Below are 22,599 nucleotides of genomic sequence, written 5' to 3' on the forward strand. Positions count from 1 at the left end.
CTTGTGAAGCACTGGGTGAGAGCCTGCGGCCGTTCAGTGGAGCCAGCCTGCCCATTAACTATAGTGGACACGAGACTGATAGCAATTTGCCTATGATCGAACATAGTGCGTTCGACGTTCCCTTTTGCCTCGCCCATCAGACGAGTCTCTCCAAAGCGCATCAGCAGCTAAATTCACATAGCTGAATCAAGCGAGGCGCGCTCAGTGCCGATGGAGAATGCAAGCGTCGTACCAGAGCCCGTTCTAGAGCGCTTGCCAAAAACCGCTCATCCTTGATTTGTCTTAGTGCGACATTTTCTTCCTAAATTCGACACAGAGTGTTCCGCTAAGCGCATCAAATAAGCGCACGGGTGCTACCAAGAGGAACAAAAAAGCACAGCAAATAACCTGCCTAGGTATTGTGAAAGGTGGAGTGGCTCATCAGAGCAGGCGGAAGAAACTGATAGCGCAAAGCAAATGCAGACTGAGCTGAACGATTCAAAGTGACGACCAGCCAGCCGCCGCACTGCAAAAGCGCTTGCCTAACAATCGCGCTGGCTGAAAGCACCCCGCCCGCCACCACCCTCACCCTCCGCCTGAAGAACTTTATTCGTAAGCCTTTAGCAACTTGACTTTGTTTATATGATAGGCGACATTTTAATATTACAATCATCATACAAGTCAACAGCGAGTTAACAGGTGGCCTCTTACCGACCCGCCATCACATCAAAACCAATATCAGGAAGCCTGCAAAATGAATCCACAAACCTCACCCATCTCGCAGCGCCAAAACTCAGCGGAAAATGCTTTTACGCAAGCCTGTATTGCTTTCAGCAGGCCACGTCGCATTGCCGCCAGTGAGGCAGAGACAGCGGCACTGGCAACAGCAACACGCACAACTCACGCGCATGAAGGTGAAGATATCGCCGTCTGGACTTGGGGCGAAGGCCCTCGCGTTCTTTTGGTACACGGGTGGGACAGCCGTGGCTCGCACCTGGCGGGCTTCATTCAGCCACTATTGCAAGCCGGCTTCTCCGTTACCCTGTTTGATATGCCAGCACACGGTGATTCCGCTGGCGAGCATGGCAGCGTAGTGCATTCAAGCCGAGCCCTGCTCTCACTAGCCACTGCCCTAGCCGACGTACAAGCGGTAATTGCGCACTCAATGGGCTCGGCGGCAGCCCTGATTGCCTTCTGCCAGGGACTGCAGGTACAAGCCAGCGTGCACCTTTGCGGCCCGAGCTCACTGTCCACCATGGTGAAACTGCAGGCTCGTGGCTATGGCCTGAATCCCCAGCAAAGCCAGGCCTTTCACGCATGGGTAGAGCAATTCATCGGCCAGTCTACTCAGTCAGTAGACCTTGAAAGCCTGCTTGATGGCCTGCGCCACCCCGCGCTGATCATGCATGATCCTGAGGATAAAGTAGTCCCCTTCGCGGCTTCAATGGCTCTCAATCAGGCCTGGTCAGGGTCACAGCTGATAGAGACACACGCCTTGGGGCATCGCCGAATACTCACTGACGATGACGTGATCATCGGCACAGTCGCTCATCTTGCGCATAACGTTGCAACGGACCAACCAGCATGAGCGCACCTACACAGCGTCAACCGATTAATGTGTTGAGTAGCCAGGCTGCAGACCAGCCAGGCCTGTCGGTTTTAGTGCTACTCGCTAGCCTGGCTGCATTGGGTACACTCTCAACCAATATTATCCTGCCATCCTTCCCATCCATGGGCGCTGAGCTCGGTATATCTTCACGCGAGATGGGACTGACACTTTCCTATTTCTTTGTCGCCTTTGCCGTCGGGCAACTACTGGTTGGCCCGCTATCAGATCGTTACGGCCGCAAGTGGCTGGTCATTGGTGGCTTACTGATTTTTTCACTCGGCAGTTTGCTCTGCGCCTATGCGAGCAACCTTGAGACCTTACTTGCCGGGCGCGTGGTTCAGGCGCTGGGAGTCTGCGCGGCGTCAGTACTGTCTCGCGCCATAGCGCGCGATCTGTTCGAGGGCGAGACTCTGGCGCGTAGCCTGGCCATGATCATGGTAGCAATGGCTGCCGCGCCCGGTTTTTCACCGCTGCTGGGCAGCGCCTCCGACAGCTATCTAGGTTGGCGAGCAACCTTTGGCATCGTTGGTTTAGTCGGAATACTGGTGGCTATCGGCTACGCCCGTACCCTTGGTGAAACCCATGCGCCAGAGCGACGCCAGTTAGTTACCGCAGCAGCCATCACCAGCCAGTACCTGCGGCTAATGGCTGACCCCCGCTTTGCGCGACCAGCACTGGCGGTAAGCCTTATTGTTGGCGGGCTCTATGCCTTTTTTGGCGCGGCACCTGCCGTACTCATGGTCGATATGGGGCTGAGTTCCGTTGAGCTTGGCTTGTTATTCGCGGGCACTGTTGTCGTGGTCTTCGCTTCCGGTCTGATGGCACCCAGGCTGGCGCACCGGTGGGGAGCAGAGCGCGTAGCCGTCAGTGGCATTGCGCTGGCACTGTTGGGTGGTACAGCTATTTATCTGGTGCAAGATCAACACAACCTGGTGACCTTCACTCTGGCACTCACGATTTTTCTCGCCGGCATGGGCGTAGTCAATCCACTGGGTACTGCCCTTACCCTGCAGCCCTTTGGCCAGCAGGCGGGCGCAGCATCGGCCCTACTGGGTTTTCTACAGATGAGCTGCGCCGCGCTTGGCACCTGGGCAACCAGCGCGCTTCCCATCACCGCTGCAGCGGCGATGGGCCTGGTATTGACGGTTTTTTCACTGCTGGCGCTGTTTATATTTGCTGTTGTCCGCAAAAAGACCGGCACCGGCTGAACCATCATGACCGCTCAGGCAGCTGAGACCTCAGGTCCCGGCTGCATGAACAGTGCACAATGTCAGCGCAGCCGCTGCGCGGCACTAAGCAGCGCATCTTCTGTAGCACTCCAGCCAAGGCAGCCATCGGTAATGGAAACGCCATAGCGCAGTTCCGGCGAAAGCGGCTGGCAACCATCAAACAAATGGCTCTCCAACATGATGCCTCGCAGACTATCCTGCCCGGCCAAGCGCTGACCAATGACCGCCTCCAATACCGCAGGCTGTTGCAGCGGGTTCTTGCCACTGTTTGCATGGCTGCAATCCACAATCAAGCCTGACTGAATACCCTGGCTGCGCAGCGCCGTCACGGCCGCCTGCACCGACTCCGGCTGATAATTCGGCCCACCGTGTCCACCACGCAACACCAGGTGCGTATCCGGATTCCCGTTAGCCTGTATAAGCGCTGGATGCCCATGATCATCCACACCAAAGTACTGATGTGCATGCGCGGCAGAGCGCATCGCATCACACGCAATAGTGAAACCACCATCAGTGCCGTTCTTGAAACCCACCGGCAAATCAAGCCCGCTAACCAGTTCGCGGTGAACCTGGGACTCACTGGTACGCGCGCCAATTGCCGCCCAGCTCAGCAGGTCATCCAGATACCCGGCAGCTAATGGCTGCAACAACTCGGTCGCTACTGGCAAGCCCAGCTCGGTAATGCCAAGCATCAAGCGGCGTGACAGCGCCAAACCTGAAGCCATATCGCCACTGCCATCGAGTTGCGGGTCGTACATCAGCCCCTTCCACCCTACGGTGGTGCGCGGCTTCTCAACATAGGCCCGCATTACCAGCAGCATCTGATCGCCAACTCGGGATGCCAAATTGGCCAGACGCTCAGCATACTCGAGCGCGGCATCCGGATCGTGTAGCGAGCACGGGCCGGCAATCACCAGCAGCCTGGGGTCATCGCCCTGCATGATGGCGCGTATGGCTTCACGGCCATATTTTACCGTCGCTAAGGACTGGGCACTGGCTGGCATACGGGCACGTAATTGGGCGGGCGTTGGCAGAGGTTGAGCAGAGCGCAGGGCAGAGTTGGGCGCAACAGGGGTAAGAGCGGTAACAATGGCATTCATATATTGGATTCCTTATTCGCGCGGCCAGGCCGCTGCGATTCTATCTGAGCGTTCGATGATCTGATGTTCGCTGCGTCGCAGCTGCATAGCTGAGTGACCAGTAACTGCAGAAAAATCCGTTAAAAGTGCGGTAGCTATTCATCTATAAATCCTCTTGAAAACTGAAAAAGCCAATAAAAAACCCCGATCGGGAAGCCGACCGGGGTTTTACTGTTTCTCTGGTGGCGACCCGTTTATAAAGGGCGCCTGTGGGGTATCAGGCGCGCCTATGGCTAAACCAATACCCAAAATAAAAGTTTTCCATCGCCATCGCCAACAACGCACGCGACGCCGCAACGCGAGTAGCGCTGACGATCGAAGCAATGCAGATGGAAGACAGGGATGACATAGAAATCTCCGTTTGATGAGGATAAATGTAGTCGATTGAGTACAGCCTTGGCAACCTGACACTCAAAAACACCAATAACAGGGGCAGTTTTTATCGCTCAGCTGCTTAGCCTACTACCCCGCCAGACCACTTCATTGCTCGCCCGGTATCACTTGCGTTTTGGCGGCGCCAGACCATCGGAGCTGGTGACAACCTGTCCCTCTGGAGGCCTGGAAGGACGCTTACCGGCCTTTGGCTTTTTCGGCCTGGACGATTTCTTCTTGTCATCCTTTTTCTTCTTGGCCCCTACCGGCTTGCCTGAAGACTTAACCTTCTTGGGCCCCTTAAAGCTACCCGGCACCTCTTTAAGAATTCGGCGCTCAAACTGACGACGCAAATAACGCTCGATACTGGACATCAGGTTCCACTCGTGTGGACTGATCAACGAGATAGCCAGACCGCTAGCACCAGCGCGCCCGGTGCGCCCAACACGGTGCAGATAATCATCGCCACTGCGGGGCATATCAAAGTTGATGACGCGATCCAGCTCGGTAATGTCCAAGCCACGTGCGGCCACATCAGTGGCAACCAGCACACCACTTTGCCCCTGCTTGAAACGCTCTACCGCCATATTGCGATCTTTCTGATCCTTTTCGCCATGCAGCACATAGACTCGCAGGTCCATAGCGCGTAGCACGCCATTCAGGCGATCCGCCGCCACACGGGTGTTGGTGAAAACGATGGTCTTGCCCTCGCCTTCGTTAACCAGGAGCCACTTGAGCATCGCCTCCTTGTGGGCAGTGTCGTCCGCTGGCATCACCTGCTGCGCAATCGCTGGCGTGTCATCTCGCACGCTGGTTAGCTCAAGAATCTCGGGCTCACGCAACACCGAGTCGATCATGCGCTGCAGGCCACGGTTGCCTTTTGTCGCAGAGTAAAGAGCTGTCTGTCGCCCCTCCGGACAGGCATTGGCTAGTGTGGTGACGTCTTCACTAAAGCCCATGTCCAGCATGCGGTCTGCTTCATCCAGAACCAGGGTTTGTACACTGCCAAGATCAAGGTTACCTGCAGAAAACTGCTCGAGTGCGCGGCCAGGTGTTGCTACCACGATATCCGGATTCTTGCGCAAGCGGGCAGCCTGAACCTTGAAGTCCTCGCCCCCAGTCACCAGCTCGGCCTTAAGGAAAGTGTATTTACCCAGAATATCAATATCCTTGACTACCTGCCGAGCCAACTCGCGAGTCGGCACCAGAATAAAGCCTCGTGGCGCCAAGGGTTTGGACTCATCGTGCAGTAATCGCTGCAGCAACGGCAAAACGAACGCAGCGGTTTTGCCACTGCCTGTCTGCGCAATGACATAAAGATCACTGCCCGCGATGGATGCAGGGATGGCAGCGCTCTGCACCTCAGTAGGCTGATCAAAGGACAGCTCTTCAAGCCCTTTAAGCAGACGTTCGTGAAGGTTGAGTTGGTTAAACGCGGTTTGGCTGGACAAGGGCATCACTCTGAAAAGGTCGGTATCAACAATTCCGATAGTCTAACAGATGTGCAGTCGAACGCCGGACGAAAGCAGGAAGGAAGGTAAAAAGCGCACAAAAAAAGGGGTATCCGAAGATACCCCTTAAAACCCAAACTTCTATCTAAGCAGCATCAGAGCTTAACGAATACCCGAGGCACGCAGGGCAGCCGGTGTGAACTGATTGTAATTAGGCTCATAATCAAAGTTAGGCGCGTACGACTCTTCGGTGAACATGCCCAGTGCGATGTAACGACCTGCCAACAGGTCATACAGGGTTTCGATCGAATAACCCGGAATCTGGTTGGCATAGTTGAAGCCGATGTGACCCTCACCTACACGCCACAGAGTGCCGCGGCCATCGTAATGATCAGCCAGGTTGATCATCCAGGAGTCTTCGTCAACGAAGAAGTTACGCTGCGCATAAATATGACGCTGGCCTTCCTTCACGTTGCCTTGTACTTCCCACACGCGGTGCAGCTCGAAACGCGTGTAATCAGGGTTGATATGGCCAGCCTGCAGAACGTCGCTATACTGCGCACCACGTTCGGTCAGCTTGCCGCTGTTGTAAGGAACGTAGATTTCCTTCTTACCGACCAGCTTCCAGTTGTAACGGTCAGGTGCGCCGTTATACATGGCAAAGTTATCAGACGTACGCATCCCGTCAGAGGCGGTACCTGGACCGTCATAAGCAACCTGTGGAGCACGACGAACACGACGCTGACCTGCGTTGTAAACCCACGCCATGCGCGGCTCTTTCAGCTGATCCAGGGTATCGTGCACCAGCAGAACGTTACCGGCCAGACGGGCTGGCGCGTTCACGCGCTGCTTGAAGAACAGCAGAGTGTTCGGCATGGTCGAAGCATCGACATCCGACATGCGGTTCGGATAACCGACTTCCTCTTCCAGCTTGATCAGCGTGTAGGAACCGTTGGTCTGCGGAATTGCCTGCATGTACAGGCGCTGCACGTTCAGACGATAGCGGGTGTTGTGGTTCCAGATCACTTCTACGCCCGATTGCGGAATCGGGAATGCAAAGGTGCCGTGAGAGAAGTTCGAGATACCGTCACCACCGTTCACCAGCTTGGCTTGACCAGCCGTTTGCTTGACCTGGTCATATACCTCTTGCGGGTAACCTACCGTACGCTCGGTCTTGAAGACGGGCATACGGAAGGTTTCCGGGTAACGCTCAAACATCGCAACTTGACCGGGGGTCAGGTTGTCTTTGTACTGCTGATAGTTCTGAGCATTGATGACGAACTCGGCCTGCTGGCCGGCCAGTGGATTTTCATAAAAGTTATCGCCCAGAGGCTTACCAGCATTAGTTGGCAAACCACCAGTCCACTCAGGAATGGTGCCGGCAGCATTGCCAGCCTTCTCTGCGCCAACTGGCGTCAGAGAAGTGCCCAACTGATCAATCTGGGCTTGGGTCAGGCTCTGCGCCATGACACCTGAAGCCAATAGGCTCAGAGCCAAACCGCCAGCACCCAACAGAGTTTTTTGCATACGCATATTATTGTTTCTCCTTAAAGCCCAATCTTAGAAGCTGACGCTGAAGTTAAGCGACGCGAAGTCACGGTCAACGTTGGTGTTGTACTTGCCGTCAAAGAAGTTGGTATAGCTGATACCAGCGCTATACTTGTTCGCATAATCAGCGTCCAGACCAATGCTGATTGATTTAGCATCTTCGTTGAAGTTAGGGCCATAACCCTCGACATCATGCGACCAAGCTAATGTTGGCTTCAAGTTCACACCGGCAAAGACGTTGCTGTAGTCCAGCGATGCACGTACACGGTAACCATAAGACCAGTCGGTGTAGAAGCCATCGTTTTCACACCAGCTGTTGGCGTTAGGCGATTGGTCGGCTGGATCAGGCGCAGCCTGAGAGGAACAGGTTCCGTCGGCGTAAGGGCTTTGACCGAATAAAGAATCCCGTCCGTACATTGTATCCCCAGCACTGGAACCAATACCGCCGATGTAGTTCACGCCCGCCTCACCAACCAGAGCCAAACGGCTGGCTCCCATGACGCGATCAATAAACTTAATTGCAGTGACCTGAGCTTGGTAAAACTCTTTACGGTCGTAACCTTGGATATAATCGCCAACGCCGTAAGTTTCGCCACGGTGAATATTGTCACCCGCCAAAGTCAAAGCAGTACGACTCATATCACCAGTATTCAGCTGCATTGGCATATTTGGTCTATAGCTGACTTCACCACCTAGAGATACACCAGAGATACTGGTTTGGAAGCTAACACCATACAAACGAATGTCTTCTGGGTACTCAAAAAAGTAGCCTGCTGGGCCAGTAGCGCCATCCAAGCCGACCGACGTACCGGCCCTGTTGGAGTAGATAGGCGCTCGACTGTGATAATTCATTGCATAAAAGCCGAATTCAGAGTCATTCAGCTCGGGAGCGAAGTAACGGAATGCGATACCAAACTGGCCATCATCTTTCGCTTCTTTGTTATGCTGTGATCGAACAATATACGTTCCAGGAATCTGCTCGCCCTGAGGAGCATCAGCAGGGCCGGCAAAATTCAGCCGGTCTACACAACCTTCAGCCAATGTATCAGCACCGAAGAAAGTACCGCAGTTATCAAGTGCATAAGGAGCCCACTTGAGCTGATAGAAGGCTTCCATACTCAGGTTTTCAGTCAGACCTTGCGAGAGATACAGCATCTCTACTGGCAACAGGCCTTCTTTTAACTCAGCACCTGGACGGCGCAGCGCGGCGACGTCGATTGGGTTAATGGAATTGATCGAGTTCTGAATAAAGGTAGACTCACCCCAACTAACAACCTGGCGGCCAAGGCGAATATTGCCCGGATTATTGCCAATAAAATAATTGTGGTACACGAACGCATCGAGCAAGGCTACGCCTGAAGACTGGACCAGCGGATTACGGCCAGAGTCGCTAATATCATAAAAGCGTTGGCTACCGTCTTTGGTTTCAAAATCGTACCAATACTTACCACGGATAAAAGCACCAGAGTCGCCATAACGCAGCTCTAAATCATGCACACCGCGGAAAATCTTGGAAAAAGCGTCGCCCGACTTATAGTTCAAGCGACCATCATCAGACGTACGTGCGGCTGCTTCCCCCCCATTCTTCGGTGATATAAAGCGCTTATCAGCGTCCTGAGTAGACCAGCTCGCACCCACAGAAATCTGCGAGTCCAACTGCCCCTCAACCTCACCCAGCGAGAATGTAACTGCGCTAGCAGACCCAGAGAAACTGGCCAGCCCGATTGCCAGTGGCAACGCGGCGAGCGACCAAGCATGCATTTTTTTTGTCATTGTGCTGCTCCGTTAGAATGAATCATGGATACCAGACGACCCGGAGGCCTCTAGCATCGAGGACAAGTCTGTCACGAGATAAAAAACCGAATTGGCCGATTAGGACGAGTTTATTGGCCGGTGGGGACATTCATGCAATGAATACCTACTGGTTTTGCCGTGGAATTATCCGTTGCATAATTTTGCATAATGCCCCTCGTTCCTCTATCTTTAAAGCAGGATTTAGATGTGCCTAATCACAATAATAAAATTGAGACGTCTCCTGCTTATGAATCCGGAACTCCATCCGCTACCGTCGGAGCGCGTTCACGAACGCGCCCTTTGGGCTCAGGGTATTGCTCAGAGTCTTGAGCACTACGACAAGAGCATCAAAGATCTACCCGCAGACCTGCGCGTGCATTGCAAGCAGGCAGACTTAAGCCTTACCCACATCAGCCAGACCGATATCAACCGTCTTTGGACGGCCGCAGCGCGCCTATCCAAGGACGACTGTTTCGGCTTGCGTATGGGACAACAGCACAACTGTAATACACTTTCTTTATTGTGCCTGGCCGCCGCCTCCAGTGAGACGCTGGGCGACGCCATTCAGCGAATCATTCGCTTTATGCCGGTCTTCAGCTCCCAGGTTCAGCTCTACTCGGTCGAGGACGATCAGTATCTAACACTCTACTTTCAGCCCAAGGGCGCGCCCCACCCCATGCATATGGAAGCACTTATGAGCCAGTGCAATCGTATTTGGGAAGCTTTGGGCATTGGCAAAGCATCACTGATGCTGGAAACCCGTCTTACCAGCGAGCACGACAAGAGCCGCTCGCTCTGCGAAGCTATTTTGGGTGGCACGGTTCGTTTAGGTTCAAAGCGCCAGTCGGTGCGCATCCATCGTCGACTACTGAGTTCACGCCTGCCTAATGCGGATGCTTTTCTGCGCAAGCGATTGGATAGCTCACTGGAAGACATGTTGAGCGATCTGCCGAACGTGGATTTTGCTGAACAGGTAAAGCAGCGCATCCGCGTGCTGGTGTCAGAACGCACCGTATCAGAGGAGCTGGTCTCGACTCCCTTCAACATGAGTCCACGGCACTTGCGCCGCAAACTCAGTGAAACCCAAACTACCTATGAAAAACTGCTGGACGAGGTTCGTATGGAACTCGCCGTGCGCCTGATAAAGGAAGGCAAACTGAACCTGGGACGCATAGCCTTTGAACTGGGCTTTCTTGACCCGAGCAGCTTTACACGTGCCTTTCGCCGCTGGACCGGCATGAGCCCCACTACCTTCCGCAGCCAATTCAATCAGGCAGCCTTACCTTCCTGACATCTATATAAGACTCAAGACAAAAACAAAGGGCGCACATGCGCCCTTTGTTTTTGTCTCTTTAGTTACCTGAAAGCATGGCCTGCATACTTGACCACAGCCTGAGCCGCTACAAAACCACCAAAAAGCCGAGCTAGCAGAGCAACAAAAAAGGGAGCCTTGCGGCTCCCTTTTCTTTACTACTACTCAGCTAAACCTTAACGGATGCCTGAAGAGCGCAGGGCCGCCGGGGTAAAGGAGTTGTAGTTCGGCTGGAAATCATACTGAGGCGCAGATTGCTCCTCGGTGTACATACCCAGCGCGATATAACGACCCGCCAACAGGTCATACAGGGTCTCGATCGCATAGCCTGGAATCTTCTGCTGGTAGTTAAAGCCGACGTGGCCTTCACCTACGCGCCACAGTGTGCCGCGACCATCGTAGTGATCGGCCAAGGTGATCAACCAGGAGTCTTCATCAACAAAGAAGTTACGCTGCGCGTAGATATGGCGCTGGCCTGCCTTCACGTTGCCCTGTACTTCCCAAACGCGGTGCAACTCGAAACGCGTGTAGTCGGGGTTGATGTGGCCCGCCTGCAAAACGTCTTCGTATTTGACACCCGGCTCGCTCAGCTTGCCGCTGTTGTAAGGAATGTAGATTTCTTTCTTGCCAACCAACTCCCAGTCGTAACGGTCAGGAGCACCGTTGTACATGGCGAAGTTGTCAGATGTACGCATGCCGTCAGACGCGGTACCTGGGCCGTCGTAGGCAACCTGGGGAGCGCGACGAACGCGACGCTGACCAGCATTATAAACCCACGCCATGCGCGGCTCTTTCAACTGATCCAGGGTGTCGTGGACCAAGAGTACGTTACCGGCCAAACGAGCTGGCGCGTTCACGCGCTGTTTGAAGAACAGCAGGGTATTGGGCATGGTGGACTCGTCAATATCGTCCATCAGCTGCGGATAACCTGCTTCTTCTTCCATCTTGATCAGCGTGTAAGAACCGTTGGTTTGCGGCATAGCCTGCATGTACCAACGCTTGATGTTCACGCGGTAGCGCGTGTTGTGGTTCCACACCACTTCTGCACCCGACTTGGGAACCGGGAAGGCAAAGGTACCGTGCGCGAAGTTGGAAATACCGTCGCCACCGTTAACCAGCCTGGCCTGACCGGCAGTCTGCTTGACCTGGTCATACACAGACTGTGGGTAGCCCACAGTACGCTGGGTCTGGTAAACCGGCATCTTGTAGGTTTCTGGATAGCGCTCAAACAAGGCAATCTGACCCGGGGTCAGGTTGTCCTTGTATTGCTGATAGTTCTGCGCCGTAATCACGAACTCGGGCTGCTCGTTCCTGAACGGGTTTTCCAGAAAGTTGTTTTCCAGCTGTTTGCCAGCGTCAGTACCCAGACCACCAGTCCACTCGGGAATAGTACCCGCAGCATTACCGGCTTTCTCTGCGCCGATTGGCGTCAATGTAGTGCCCAGTGAGTCGATTTCGGATTGGGTCAGGCTTTGTGCCATGACACCAGAGGCCAGAAGGCTCAAAGCCAAACCGCCTGCACCCAATAGAGTTTTTTGCATACGCATCTTATTATTTCTCCTGTGATCGGTCTTAGAAACTTACGCTGAAGCTGGCGGCCAAGAAGTCGCGATCAACGTTGGTGTTGTATTTACCGTCAAAGAAGTCGGTGTAGCTCAAGCTGGCAGCGTATTTGTTACCGTAGTCAGCATTGATACCTACACTGATGGACTTGGCATCTTCGGTGAAGTTAGGGCCGTAACCCTCAACATCGTGAGTCCACGCCAGGTTTGGGCTCAGGTTGATGCCCGCGATGACGTTGGCGTAATCCAATGAGGCTCGCATACGATAGCCATAGGACCAGTCGGTATAGAAGCCGTCGTTTTCACACCAGCTAGCTGCGTTTGGCGAACGACCGGCAGCGGCCGTACCTTCGTTGGACGCACACTGACCTGCGCCGACAACGGCTCCCCCGGGGGAGGCCAGACCTTCATCACCATTGTACGGGCTCTGACCGAACAGAGAATCACGCCCGAACTTCACATCGCCCAATCCGCCGATGTAGTTCACACCAGCCTCACCAACCAATGAAAGACGGCTTGCACCCAAAACGCGATCAAAAAACTGAATGGCGGTTACCTGCGCCTGCCAAAACTCCTTACGCTCATAACCTGAGATTTCAGTCCCAGCTGGCACGTTTGCGAAATCACGATGGGTATTGTCAGCCCCCAACTGCAGTGCAGTACGACTCATATCACCAGTATTGATTTGCATTGGCATGTTAGGCCGATAACTGATCTCACCGCCGACCGAGGCACCAGCGACACTGGTCTGGAAGCTCATGCCGTACAACCGGATATCTTCGGGGTACTCAAAAAAGTAACCGGCACCACCCAGCAGTCCGTCTATACCGACAGTGGGAGCAGCAGCACCGCCAGTCGCAGCAAACTTCCCGGCTTTGCTAGAGTAAATCGGAGTACGGCTGTGATAGTTCATGGCATAGAAACCAAACTCCGAGTCATTCAGCTCTGGAGCAAAATAACGGAATGCCACACCGAACTGACCGTCATCACTAGCATCGCGATCCTTTTCGCTACGAACGATAGCAGTGAAGTTGGGTTGCTCGCCCTGAGGGAAGTCTGTGCCACTGAAAACCAACCGATCAGTACAACCTTTGGCCAACGTATCTGAACCGAAGAAAGTGCCGCAGTTGTCCAGTACAGTCGGAGCCCACTTGAGCTGATAAAATGCTTCCATACTCAGGTTTTCAGTGAGTCCCTGAGACAGATAAAGCATTTCAACCGGCAACAAGCCTTCTTTAATCTCGGCACCTGGACGACGCAGCGCGGCAACGTCGATCGGATTGATGGAGTTGATTGAATTCTGAATAAAGGTCGATTCCCCCCAGCTTACAACTTGACGCCCCAAGCGGACGTTACCTGGGTTATTGCCGATGAAGTAGTTGTGGTAGACGAACGCATCCAGCAGAGCGACGCCTGAGCCTTTTTGCAAAGGATCTCGGCCGGAGTCATCGATATCATAGAAACGCTGGCTGCCGTCTTTGGTTTCGAAGTCGTACCAGTATTTGCCGCGTACAAAGGCACCAGAATCGCCATAGCGCAATTCCAAATCGTGTACACCACGGAAAATCTTGGAGAATACATCGCCCGCTTCATAATTCTGACGACCATCATCACTGGTACGAGCGGCGGCTTCACCGCCATTATTTACAGAGATGAAGCGCTTGTCTGCGCCCTGGGTAGACATACTGGCGCCGATGGACAGCTGCGAGTCGAATTGACCCTCTACTTCACCAAGATAGAAATTAGCTGCGTTAGCAGAACCCGAAAAACTGGCTAGGCCGATTGCCAAGGGCAATGAGGCCAACGACCAGCAATGCATTTTTTTTGTCATTGTGCTGCTCCGTTTGGGTGACATGAAACCGTGTTTCAAAAGGACACGTTCAGGACAAACGCAGTCTGTCACGAGGCCGACACAAATAACCTGCCCATACCGGCCAATATATTTGTCCTGGCAGGACATTCATGAAATGAATCAGCACTATAGCTAGCAATAAAAAGACCTGAATCAGCCTCTAATCGCCAGAAAAAGAAGAAGCTCATCAACAACGACAGCTAGCCTTGCAGAGGCTCTGGAAAGCATGACCTGGATAAAAAATGCAGCGTTTACAAAAAATTAAATAATTATCATCAAGATTTCCGCCCCAGCTAAAACAAGCTCAGGTGACGGCCATCAACGGCTAGGAGGGCTTCTCACATTACTTGTAACAAGATTCTGCTGTGCGAAACAAAATTTCAGGCTTTTACCCATTTTTTTTATCGTTATAATCCACCAATAAGACAAACAACAATTTTGTCACCTAACAAAAGCAAAAACAGGCAGGGATGATGTTCGAGCAGTCGAGTTCACACTCCTTTTTTCGTGTTCGTGAAAGTGCATTCTGGGCCACCGCAGTCGAGCAAACGCTTCGGCAATACGACCTGTCGCTGCGCGACTCCAGCGTGGCTGGCTGCCTGTTCAGCGATCAGTTTGAAGCAGAGGGGTTCATCGATCAGCCATTTTGCTCACTGGTGTGGAGTGAGGCCGCTCGTATCAGCGATGACCCGCTGCTGGGCTTGCGCATGCATCGGGTATTCAGCCCTACCGCCTTCAACACCCTGGCCTTAGCGGCATCAGCCTCACCGTCTATTCAGGACGCGTTAAATATCCTTACGCGCTACTTCCCGATTGTCAGCACACAACTGAACTTGCAGGTCGATACGCAGGAAGAATCAGTGCACCTGTTGCTCAAGCCCATCGGGGATACTCACCCTCAGCACATGGCGTCTATTGTCGGCTACCTGGCTCGCTACTTCACCCGCATTGACCTCGACGCAGACGGCCTTTTATATGCTATCGAGCTGGCAGACCATCACGACTTACACGCAGAAAGTTGCCAGCGCTTGTTGAAAAATCAGCAAGTAAGGTTCGCTAACCGCTATTCGCTGTCGCTCAAGCGCAGCCTGCTGGATAAGTCCTTGCCTACTGCATCGACGCTACTGCTACCCAAGCTGACCGACATACTCCAGCATATGCTGGCCACCTTGCCGAGCAGTACGCTATCGGAGCAGGTAAAAAGACGCATACATCTGCTGTTGGGGTCTGGCGACATTAGCGCTGAACGGGTAGCCGGGCCGATGAATATCAGCCAGCGTCACCTGCGGCGCAAGCTGAGCCAGGAAGGTACGTCTTATGAGCAACTAGCGGATGAGGTTCGCCGTGAAGCGGCGCTGCGTATGATTACTGACGGCCAACTCTCGCTCACCAGCATTGCCTACGAGCTAGGATTCCTGGACCCAAGCAGCTTTACCCGCGCCTTTCGCCGCTGGACCGATATGAGCCCTACTGGCTATCGCCGCCAGCTCGGCAAAAAAGACAGCCCCTCCCGCTAAAGCACGGCAGGGGCAAGGCCACCCTACTCCGGTTTAATAAAGAGCAAGGTCATGCGGTCGCTTTCACCGATAGCCAGGTAGCGTGCCCGATCCTTGTCACCCAAACGCAGCGTGGGCGGCAGGGTCCAGACCCCCTCTGGATGATCCTTGGTATCCTGCACGTTCTGATTGACCGGACTGATCGAAATCATCTCAAAGCCCGCGGCCTCAGCCAGCTCACGCACCTTGGCCTGGGTCACGTAGCCGGTTTTGATCATGTCCTCCAGACTGGTACCGGCCCTGGCCTGATGTTCAACCACGCCCAACATGCCGCCCGGCTTGAGCGCGGCATAAAACTTATCGAATACCTGAGCCGCTTTATCGTCACCAGCGGCCAACCAGTTATGCACATTGCGGAAGGTCAGCACGCGATCTGCACTGCCCGGCTCGGCCAGCGGCAGCTGCGGATCATAATTAAGCGTGGAGAGTTCGACCTTGTCATACCATTGCGGATCTTCAGCCAGCTTGGCTGCAAAGTCGGCACGTGACCGGCGGAAAAACGCCACGTCGGACTCAGGATCAAAATGCGCCGCAATCAACTTGCCTTCATCGCGCAGCAGTGGCGCGAGTATCTCGGTGTACCAGCCAGCGCCCGGCCATACTTCAATCACGGTCTGCCCGGGCGTAATGCCAAAGAAAGCCAGCGTGTGCTGCGGGTTGCGGTAGGCATCACGCATCACATTGGTAATACCTCGCGAGGTACTAGCAACCGCGTCACCGAGCGCTTGCTGCTGCGCCTGAGTAATCTGTGGGGGCGAGACTGCATCCTGAGCCAGCACAGCGCCGGATAGAAATAACGCACTGGCGGCAACCAATAGCCGATTCATCAAACCACTCCTTTAATGATGTCTAACTGAAACTTAACAATACACCAGCAAGAGACAAGCCCGTAAACGTGGGCAACCTGGTCTTGTGACACGACCTCACTGAAATGGTGCCAAGCTAAAAGATGGTGATCTTGTAACAAAGCAGGCGGCCAATGCTCTATTCTTCATATAGTTATCGTTATGAGGAGCACTCTGTGCTGGATACCCTGCCCCTATTGAACCGTCTCGACTTTCCGCCGATCAAGCGGCGCGCATTCGATACCCTGCAAGTGAACCTGACCTATGAGTGCAACCAGCGCTGCCTGCATTGTCATGTAAATGCCGGTCCGACCCGGACCGAGGCGATGACTGACGAGGTGATTGAAGACCTGTACCGCGTGCTCGACGCCCACTCGGTGCAAACGCTCGATCTGACCGGCGGCGCGCCCGAGATGCACCCGCGGTTTCGCGACATTGTGCGCCACGCTCGCACCGAAGGGATCGAGGTTATCGACCGCTGTAACCTGACCATTCTGTCCGAGCCGGGCTACGAAGACCTGGCCGCCTTTCTGGCGGAAAATCGTGTCAGCGTTTCAGCCTCGCTGCCCTGCTACTCGCGCGACAACGTAGACCAGCAGCGCGGCGACGGCGTATTTGAGCGCAGCATACAAGGTCTGTTACAGCTCAACCGGCTCGGCTACGGCGCACCAGACAGCGGCCTCGAACTCAACCTGGTTTACAACCCGCAAGGGCCCAGCCTGCCACCACCGCAGGCAGCGCTGCAGGCCGATTACAAATCGCACCTGAGCGAAGACTTCGGCATTGTATTCAGTCAGCTGTTCACCATTACCAATCAACCTATTGCGCGCTTTGGCAGTACGCTGGCCAGCCGAGGCCAGTTCAACGACTATATGCAGTTGCTGCGCGATAACTTCAGCGCGCAGAATCTGCCAGGGCTGATGTGCCGCAATACCATCAGCGTCGACTGGCGCGGTTACCTGTACGACTGCGATTTCAACCAGATGCTGGATTTGCCGCTGCCGCTAATTGCCAGTGATCGCCCGCACCTGAGCCAATTGGCAGAGCAAACACTGGAAGACAATCCTATCGCCACCCGCGACCATTGCTTTGCCTGCACCGCAGGGCAAGGCTCCAGTTGCGGCGGCGTTATCAGCTAACTACTTTCTCTAACTCAAGAACTAACAGGAACCACTGCATGGCCATCAGCGGTATGACCGGCATCTTCTTCTGGGGCTTTCTCATTGCCTACGGCGTCATCATGTACGCCCTATCGCCACGCAGCGTCACCCTGGGTGGCTTCTTTAATGGCGAAGACAGTGACGGCCGCCCAGCGTCGCCACTGTTGCTGACTATCAGCATCTTCATCAGCTGGATCTTTGCCAAGTCGGTTACCAACGCGGCGAATTTGGGGGCCGAATTTGGTCTGGTTGGCGGCTTGGCCTACGCCACCTATTGGCTATCAATTCCACTGTGTGGCTACGTTATTTATCGTCTGCGGCGCAAATTTGGCGCCACCAGCATGGTCAGTTTCCTGACCAGCAATTACGGTCGAGGCGCGGCACTGGCGTTTTCTGCAGCTATCCTTATCCGCCTGTTCAACGAAGTGTGGAGCAACACCGCAGTCGTTGGTGGCTACTATGGGGATAGCGGCAGCACGCCCTTTATTCTTGCTGCGCTACTCTTTACCGCCGTTACCCTGGCCTATAGCCTGCGCGGCGGTCTGCGCAGCTCGATCCTGACCGATGCCGCCCAAGCGGCGATTTTTATCGTCGCATTGGTCTGGGTATTGGGCCTGGTGCTGCCCAACCACTCGGTCGCAGAACTGCGCAGCACTAGCAGTTGGGCAATGAACGCTGGCGTAGACCTTTTTCTGGTCGCTTGCCTGCAGCTGTTCAGTTACCCCTTCCATGATCCGGTACTGACTGATCGCGGCTTTATCAGCGAAGAGAAATCCATGCTGCGCGCCTTCACCTTGGCTGGCGTGCTGGGTTTTGTCGCGATTCTGGCCTTCAGCCTGATCGGTGTACACGCCAGCCTCAGCGGGATCGAAGCCTCAGGCAACGTGCCGGCCGCGCTGGCCAAGACCATGGGCATAGGCGCGCTGATCGTGATGACCCTGGTGATGATCTCCGCTGCTGGCTCCACTCTGGACTCGACCTTCTCCAGCCTGGCGCGCCTGACCGGCCGCGAACTGCCCGCCTTGGCAGGTCGTAATTTAGGCCAAAAAGCCATCGCCGTAGGCATGCTTGCCATGCTGATCTTTGCGGTACTAGGCAACTTGCCCATGCTGGCGGGTACCGACATTCTCAAGGCGACCACCATTAGCGGCACCATGGTGATTGGCCTGGCACCGGTGTTCCTGTTGCACGGGCTGGTTCGCCCTACCGCACTGGGCTTTCACCTGAGCTTCTGGTGCGGCCTGCTGCTGGGCGTAGGGCTGACGCTCAACTGGATACCTGCCAGCTGGGCTATCGGCGATGGACGCTATGCGCTGCTGCTGGGCGTTAACCTCTACGGTCTGATCTTGTGCACCGCAGCCTACCTGCTTTGCGGCCTGCGGAGAACAGCATGACACCCGGACGCAGCTGCCCGCTTGACTATCAGCTACCCGCAGACAGCTTTGCCGGTACAAGCCTGTTTAGCTGCGACAGTCTTTACGTGGTCGGCGGGCTCTATGGCAATGAGCAGGCACTGGCGGCACTACAGCGGCGACTACTGCGTGAACCCGAAGCCCGCGTAGTGTTCAACGGCGACGCGCACTGGTTTGATTGTGAGCCCGAGGTGTTCCGCCGAATCGAAGCACAAATTGCACAGTACAGCCTACTGCGTGGCAACGTTGAGACCGAGCTGGGTCGCCAGGAGAATTCAGCACACGGCTGTGGCTGCGCCTACCCTGACGATGTACCGGAGCAGACGGTGAACTGGTCAAACGCCATCCACCAACAGCTCAGCAGCTGCGTAGCGCAACTGCCTGGCATGGCCAGCGCTTTGGCTGGCCGCGCAGCCACGGCCGTGGTTGAGGTTGCTGGCCAGCGCGTCGCCATCACCCACGGCGATGAACAGTCACTTGCCGGCTGGCACTGCGACCGCTCAGCGCTGCGCAGCCCCGAGCGCCAGCAGCAGTTGGGCGACTGGTGTGAGCGCAACCGCATCAGCGTGCTAGCCACCAGTCATACCTGCTCTGCAGGGGCGCTGGCAACCGAGCACTGGGCGGTAATCAACAACGGCGCCGCCGGTCTGCCCAACTTCAACAATGGCTGCTATGGTCTGGTCACGCGGATAGCCGCGCAACCTAGTCTAGCCGCACTGTATCGCGCAAAAATCGGCAATCTGTACGTCGAGGCGTTGCCCCTGAACTACGATCAGCAAGCGTTTATCACCGCCTTTGATCAGGCTTGGCCAGAGGGTAGTGCTGCCGCACTGTCCTACCGCACACGTATTACCCAAGGTTGCGATGAGCAACCACAGGACGCCCTAATCGAGGGCTTCGCCCTTGCCAGTACCCTATGCGCCCTGGAGGCCCATTTCGTATGAATATCAAAAAGCTGGCAGTACTGCTGGCCATCGTTGCGCTGGTCGCAGCCTTCTTTGTGTTCGACCTTAACCAGTACTTCAGCCTGGACGCCATCAAGGCGCAGCAACAGGCACTGAATACCCAGGTAATGGATAACCCGCTGATCGCCGGCGGCATTTTTTTCGTTGTGTATGTGCTGGTAACCGCGCTGTCCCTGCCCGGTGCAGCATTGATGACGCTGGCCGGCGGTGCGCTATTTGGTCTTGGCTGGGGCCTGGTTATCGTGTCTTTCGCCTCCAGCCTTGGCGCTACTCTGGCCATGCTGATCAGCCGATTTCTGTTGCAGGACTGGGTGCAGCAGCGCTTTGGCCGACGCCTGAAACCGCTGAACGAAGGCATAGAACGTGAAGGCGCCTTTTATCTGTTCGCCCTGCGGCTAGTACCGGCTTTCCCCTTCTTCATGATCAACCTGGCGATGGGGCTCACCCACATCAAGGCACGCACCTTCTGGTGGGTCAGCCAGCTCGGCATGCTGCCCGGCACCTTCGTCTATGTGAACGCCGGTCGCGAACTCAGCCAGCTGGACTCACTGGGCGGCATTCTGTCACCGGGGCTGATTGGCGCCTTTGTATTGCTCGGGCTATTTCCGCTGATCGCACGCAAAATACTCGATCAGGTCAAGGCGCGTCGGGTTTACCGCGGCTGGCAAAAACCTACCAGTTTTGATCGCAACCTGGTGGTCATCGGTGCTGGCAGCGGCGGTCTGGTCAGTGCTTACATAGCCGCAGCGGTAAAGGCCGAGGTCAGTCTGATTGAAAAGCACGCCATGGGCGGCGACTGCCTGAATACCGGCTGCGTGCCCTCCAAAGCGCTGATTCGCTCGGCGCGACTGGCAGCTGAAGTCAAACGCGCCGCCACGCTTGGCTATACCAACGCCAGCGCAACGGTCGATTTTGCCCGCGTCATGGACCGCGTACAGCGCGTCATCACCGAAATCGAACCACACGACTCGCCCGATCGCTACCGCGACCTCGGCGTCGATGTGATCCAGGGCGCGGCGCGTATTACCTCGCCGTGGACTGTCGACGTCGCGGGGCGCACCCTGACCACGCGCAATATCATCATCGCCGCCGGTGGTCGTCCGATCATGCCGCCAATCCCCGGTCTGGATACCGTGCCCGCCTATACCTCCGACACGCTATGGGGCCTGCGCGAGCAGCCCAAGCGCTTTCTGGTGCTGGGCGGCGGCCCAATTGGCTGCGAGCTGGCACAGGCGTTTCAGCGTCTGGGCTCACAGGTGATTCAGGTCGAACAGGGCGAACGCCTGCTGGCAAACGAAGACAGCGACGCCAGCGAGTTGGTCAGCCTGGCAATGCGCAGCGAGGGAGTTGATTTACGCCTGGGCCATAAAGCCGAGCGTTTCGAGCAGACCGATCAAGGCGCTGTCATGCAAGCGCGGCAGCTGGATACCGACGAACTGGTGAGCATCAGTTTTGATGCGGTGCTAGTTGCGGTGGGCAGAAGGGCTAATACCCAGGGTTATGGCGTTGAAGAGCTGGGCCTGAAACTGCGCGACAACGGCACGCTGGAAACCAATGAATATCTGGCCACCCGCTTTCCGAATATCTTCGCCGTGGGCGATGTCACCGGCCCCTACCAGTTCACCCACGCCGCCGCGCATCAGGCCTGGTTCGCCGCCGTCAACGCACTCTTTGGTAGTTTCAAACGCTTCAAGGTCGATTATCGCGTGCTACCGCACGTGACCTTTACCGAGCCCGAAGTGGCCCGCGTGGGGCTATCGGAAGCCGAAGCCGAAGAGCAGGAAATAGCGGTAGAAGTCACCCGCTACGGTATTGAGGATCTCGATCGCGCCATCGCGGATGAGGCGGCGGAGGGCTACGTAAAAGTACTCACTACGCCGGGTAAAGACCGCATTCTCGGTGTGACCATTGTTGGCGCCCACGCAGGCGAACTGATCGCCGAATACGTGTTGGCAATGAAGCAAAACCTGGGGCTGAACAAGGTACTCGGTACCGTGCATAGCTACCCAACCTTTGCCGAGGCAAACAAATACGCCGCAGGCGAATGGAAACGCGCACATGCGCCAGAAAAACTCCTCGGTTGGGTTCAGCGCTTTCACCGCTGGCGGCTAAAGCGCTGATGCCAAACCGGGCTGTGCCCGCGCTCAGCATCATCATGCCTGCGCGCAACGAGGCCGCGCATATCGTCAGCAGCCTGCAGCCATTGCAGGCACTGCGCGGCGAGCTGGAAGTGATTCTGGTTGATGGCGGCAGCACCGACAACACAGTCGCCCTGGCCAAAGGCTTCTGCGACCAGCTGCTGCAAAGCCAACCTGGACGAGCACGACAGATGAACGCCGGGGCGGCAGTCGCACGCGGAAGCACGCTACTGTTTCTGCATGCCGACACGCGCCTACCCGACGGTTTTACCCGGTTGATTGCGCAAGCCGTAAACAAAAGCCAGCGCTGGGGTCGGTTTGACGTCCAGCTCGCTCCCGCTAGCGCGCTACTCAATACCGTCGCTGGCATGATGAACTGGCGCTCACGAATCACCGGCGTCTGTACCGGTGATCAAGGTATTTTTGTTGAGCATCAGCTATTTACGGAACTTGGCGGCTATGCGGATATCCCACTTATGGAGGACATTGAATTGAGCAAACGGTTACGCCGCCATGGCAAACCAGTTTGCCTTCGCCCTCCTCTGGTGACATCCAGCCGTCGCTGGCAGCAGCACGGCACTCTGCGCACCATAGCCTTGATGTGGTGGCTGCGCGCACTTTACTGGCTTGGCGTACCGCCGCAACGCCTGGCTCAGTGGTACTAGCGGTTTATATT

17 protein-coding genes are annotated in these 22,599 nt (G+C 55.4%); 9 read left to right on the forward strand and 8 right to left on the reverse strand.

The annotated features are described in order from the left end of the window. Nucleotides 1-733 precede the first annotated feature (733 nt). Together EF096_RS13410 and EF096_RS13415 are read left to right on the forward strand one after the other, a co-directional pair. A complete protein-coding gene (locus EF096_RS13410) occupies nucleotides 734-1,567 on the forward strand; it encodes an alpha/beta hydrolase (RefSeq protein ID WP_123890221.1) in 834 nt (277 codons plus the stop codon). Then, nucleotides 1,564-2,796 carry a multidrug effflux MFS transporter gene (locus tag EF096_RS13415; RefSeq protein WP_123890222.1) on the forward strand — a complete coding sequence of 411 codons (1,233 nt, stop codon included), beginning with the start codon at nucleotides 1,564-1,566 and terminating at the stop codon, nucleotides 2,794-2,796. Before EF096_RS13410 ends, EF096_RS13415 begins: the two co-directional genes overlap by 4 nt. A gap of 62 nt (nucleotides 2,797-2,858) precedes the next feature. On the opposite strand, the gene EF096_RS13420 is transcribed toward EF096_RS13415, so the two are convergent. From EF096_RS13420 to EF096_RS13435, 5 genes are all read right to left on the reverse strand, one after another. Further along, the gene (locus EF096_RS13420; RefSeq protein ID WP_123890223.1) at nucleotides 2,859-3,917 is read right to left on the reverse strand and encodes a 3-deoxy-7-phosphoheptulonate synthase; all 1,059 of its coding nucleotides are present in this window, start codon (nucleotides 3,915-3,917) and stop codon (nucleotides 2,859-2,861) included. A gap of 256 nt (nucleotides 3,918-4,173) precedes the next feature. Then, complete coding sequence (locus EF096_RS20745) at nucleotides 4,174-4,305, reverse strand: hypothetical protein (protein WP_256671180.1); 132 nt, start codon at nucleotides 4,303-4,305, stop codon at nucleotides 4,174-4,176. Nucleotides 4,306-4,453: 148 nt separating this feature from the next. Next, entirely contained in the window at nucleotides 4,454-5,785 is a 1,332-nt protein-coding gene (locus EF096_RS13425; RefSeq protein ID WP_123890224.1) for a DEAD/DEAH box helicase, read from the reverse strand. A gap of 156 nt (nucleotides 5,786-5,941) precedes the next feature. After that, nucleotides 5,942-7,306, reverse strand: coding sequence for a DUF1329 domain-containing protein (locus tag EF096_RS13430; RefSeq protein WP_123890252.1), 1,365 nt, complete (start codon nucleotides 7,304-7,306; stop codon nucleotides 5,942-5,944). A gap of 33 nt (nucleotides 7,307-7,339) precedes the next feature. Further along, entirely contained in the window at nucleotides 7,340-9,100 is a 1,761-nt protein-coding gene (locus tag EF096_RS13435; protein ID WP_123890225.1) for a DUF1302 domain-containing protein, read from the reverse strand. Between the two features lie 268 nt (nucleotides 9,101-9,368). On the opposite strand from EF096_RS13435, the gene EF096_RS13440 reads away from it, so the two are divergent. Further along, nucleotides 9,369-10,412, forward strand: coding sequence for an AraC family transcriptional regulator (locus EF096_RS13440; protein ID WP_158611281.1), 1,044 nt, complete (start codon nucleotides 9,369-9,371; stop codon nucleotides 10,410-10,412). Between the two features lie 197 nt (nucleotides 10,413-10,609). Here EF096_RS13440 and EF096_RS13445 read toward each other — a convergent pair whose 3' ends face one another. Beyond that, nucleotides 10,610-11,974: a DUF1329 domain-containing protein gene (locus tag EF096_RS13445; RefSeq protein WP_123890254.1), complete on the reverse strand. Its 1,365-nt coding sequence runs from the start codon at nucleotides 11,972-11,974 to the stop codon at nucleotides 10,610-10,612. Nucleotides 11,975-12,005: 31 nt separating this feature from the next. Beyond that, nucleotides 12,006-13,826 carry a DUF1302 domain-containing protein gene (locus EF096_RS13450; protein ID WP_123890227.1) on the reverse strand — a complete coding sequence of 607 codons (1,821 nt, stop codon included), beginning with the start codon at nucleotides 13,824-13,826 and terminating at the stop codon, nucleotides 12,006-12,008. A 494-nt stretch (nucleotides 13,827-14,320) separates the two neighbouring features. Here EF096_RS13450 and EF096_RS13455 point away from each other — a divergent pair, with 494 nt between their 5' ends. Beyond that, complete coding sequence (locus EF096_RS13455; RefSeq protein WP_158611282.1) at nucleotides 14,321-15,364, forward strand: helix-turn-helix transcriptional regulator; 1,044 nt, start codon at nucleotides 14,321-14,323, stop codon at nucleotides 15,362-15,364. Between the two features lie 23 nt (nucleotides 15,365-15,387). Here the strand turns inward: EF096_RS13455 and EF096_RS13460 are convergent, their stop codons facing one another. Further along, complete coding sequence (locus tag EF096_RS13460) at nucleotides 15,388-16,230, reverse strand: class I SAM-dependent methyltransferase (RefSeq protein ID WP_123890229.1); 843 nt, start codon at nucleotides 16,228-16,230, stop codon at nucleotides 15,388-15,390. A 152-nt stretch (nucleotides 16,231-16,382) separates the two neighbouring features. On the opposite strand from EF096_RS13460, the gene arsS reads away from it, so the two are divergent. Genes arsS through EF096_RS13485 form a run of 5 tightly spaced genes read left to right on the forward strand, consistent with a single transcriptional unit; the run spans nucleotide 16,383 to nucleotide 22,588 of the window. Further along, nucleotides 16,383-17,387, forward strand: coding sequence for an arsenosugar biosynthesis radical SAM (seleno)protein ArsS (gene arsS / locus EF096_RS13465; protein ID WP_235869739.1), 1,005 nt, complete (start codon nucleotides 16,383-16,385; stop codon nucleotides 17,385-17,387). 38 nt (nucleotides 17,388-17,425) lie between these two features. Beyond that, complete coding sequence (locus tag EF096_RS13470) at nucleotides 17,426-18,802, forward strand: SLC5/6 family protein (protein ID WP_177412342.1); 1,377 nt, start codon at nucleotides 17,426-17,428, stop codon at nucleotides 18,800-18,802. Next, entirely contained in the window at nucleotides 18,799-19,764 is a 966-nt protein-coding gene (locus EF096_RS13475) for a hypothetical protein (protein WP_123890230.1), read from the forward strand. The genes EF096_RS13470 and EF096_RS13475 overlap by 4 nt, the downstream gene beginning before the upstream one ends. Next, a complete protein-coding gene (locus EF096_RS13480; RefSeq protein ID WP_123890231.1) occupies nucleotides 19,761-21,905 on the forward strand; it encodes an FAD-dependent oxidoreductase in 2,145 nt (714 codons plus the stop codon). The genes EF096_RS13475 and EF096_RS13480 overlap by 4 nt, the downstream gene beginning before the upstream one ends. After that, nucleotides 21,905-22,588, forward strand: coding sequence for a TIGR04283 family arsenosugar biosynthesis glycosyltransferase (locus EF096_RS13485; RefSeq protein WP_123890232.1), 684 nt, complete (start codon nucleotides 21,905-21,907; stop codon nucleotides 22,586-22,588). The genes EF096_RS13480 and EF096_RS13485 overlap by 1 nt, the downstream gene beginning before the upstream one ends. Nucleotides 22,589-22,599: the final 11 nt, after the last annotated feature.

The organism is Pseudomonas neustonica, assembly GCF_003797945.1.
Taxonomy (GTDB): Bacteria; Pseudomonadota; Gammaproteobacteria; order Pseudomonadales; family Pseudomonadaceae; genus Halopseudomonas; species Halopseudomonas neustonica.

Excerpts from the sequence above, each read along its gene's own strand:
- EF096_RS20745 (WP_256671180.1), bottom strand. The coding sequence starts at position 4,305 with ATGTCATCCCTGTCTTCCATCTGCATTGCTTCGATCGTCAGCGCTACT.
- EF096_RS13410 (WP_123890221.1), top strand. The coding sequence starts at position 734 with ATGAATCCACAAACCTCACCCATCTCGCAGCGCCAAAACTCAGCGGAA.
- EF096_RS13460 (WP_123890229.1), bottom strand. The coding sequence starts at position 16,230 with ATGAATCGGCTATTGGTTGCCGCCAGTGCGTTATTTCTATCCGGCGCT.
- EF096_RS13430 (WP_123890252.1), bottom strand. The coding sequence starts at position 7,306 with ATGCAAAAAACTCTGTTGGGTGCTGGCGGTTTGGCTCTGAGCCTATTG.
- EF096_RS13485 (WP_123890232.1), top strand. The coding sequence starts at position 21,905 with ATGCCAAACCGGGCTGTGCCCGCGCTCAGCATCATCATGCCTGCGCGC.
- EF096_RS13470 (WP_177412342.1), top strand. The coding sequence starts at position 17,426 with ATGGCCATCAGCGGTATGACCGGCATCTTCTTCTGGGGCTTTCTCATT.
- EF096_RS13475 (WP_123890230.1), top strand. The coding sequence starts at position 18,799 with ATGACACCCGGACGCAGCTGCCCGCTTGACTATCAGCTACCCGCAGAC.
- EF096_RS13480 (WP_123890231.1), top strand. The coding sequence starts at position 19,761 with ATGAATATCAAAAAGCTGGCAGTACTGCTGGCCATCGTTGCGCTGGTC.
- EF096_RS13455 (WP_158611282.1), top strand. The coding sequence starts at position 14,321 with ATGTTCGAGCAGTCGAGTTCACACTCCTTTTTTCGTGTTCGTGAAAGT.
- EF096_RS13420 (WP_123890223.1), bottom strand. The coding sequence starts at position 3,917 with ATGAATGCCATTGTTACCGCTCTTACCCCTGTTGCGCCCAACTCTGCC.
- arsS (WP_235869739.1), top strand. The coding sequence starts at position 16,383 with ATGCTCTATTCTTCATATAGTTATCGTTATGAGGAGCACTCTGTGCTG.
- EF096_RS13425 (WP_123890224.1), bottom strand. The coding sequence starts at position 5,785 with ATGCCCTTGTCCAGCCAAACCGCGTTTAACCAACTCAACCTTCACGAA.
- EF096_RS13450 (WP_123890227.1), bottom strand. The coding sequence starts at position 13,826 with ATGACAAAAAAAATGCATTGCTGGTCGTTGGCCTCATTGCCCTTGGCA.
- EF096_RS13445 (WP_123890254.1), bottom strand. The coding sequence starts at position 11,974 with ATGCAAAAAACTCTATTGGGTGCAGGCGGTTTGGCTTTGAGCCTTCTG.
- EF096_RS13435 (WP_123890225.1), bottom strand. The coding sequence starts at position 9,100 with ATGACAAAAAAAATGCATGCTTGGTCGCTCGCCGCGTTGCCACTGGCA.
- EF096_RS13415 (WP_123890222.1), top strand. The coding sequence starts at position 1,564 with ATGAGCGCACCTACACAGCGTCAACCGATTAATGTGTTGAGTAGCCAG.
- EF096_RS13440 (WP_158611281.1), top strand. The coding sequence starts at position 9,369 with ATGAATCCGGAACTCCATCCGCTACCGTCGGAGCGCGTTCACGAACGC.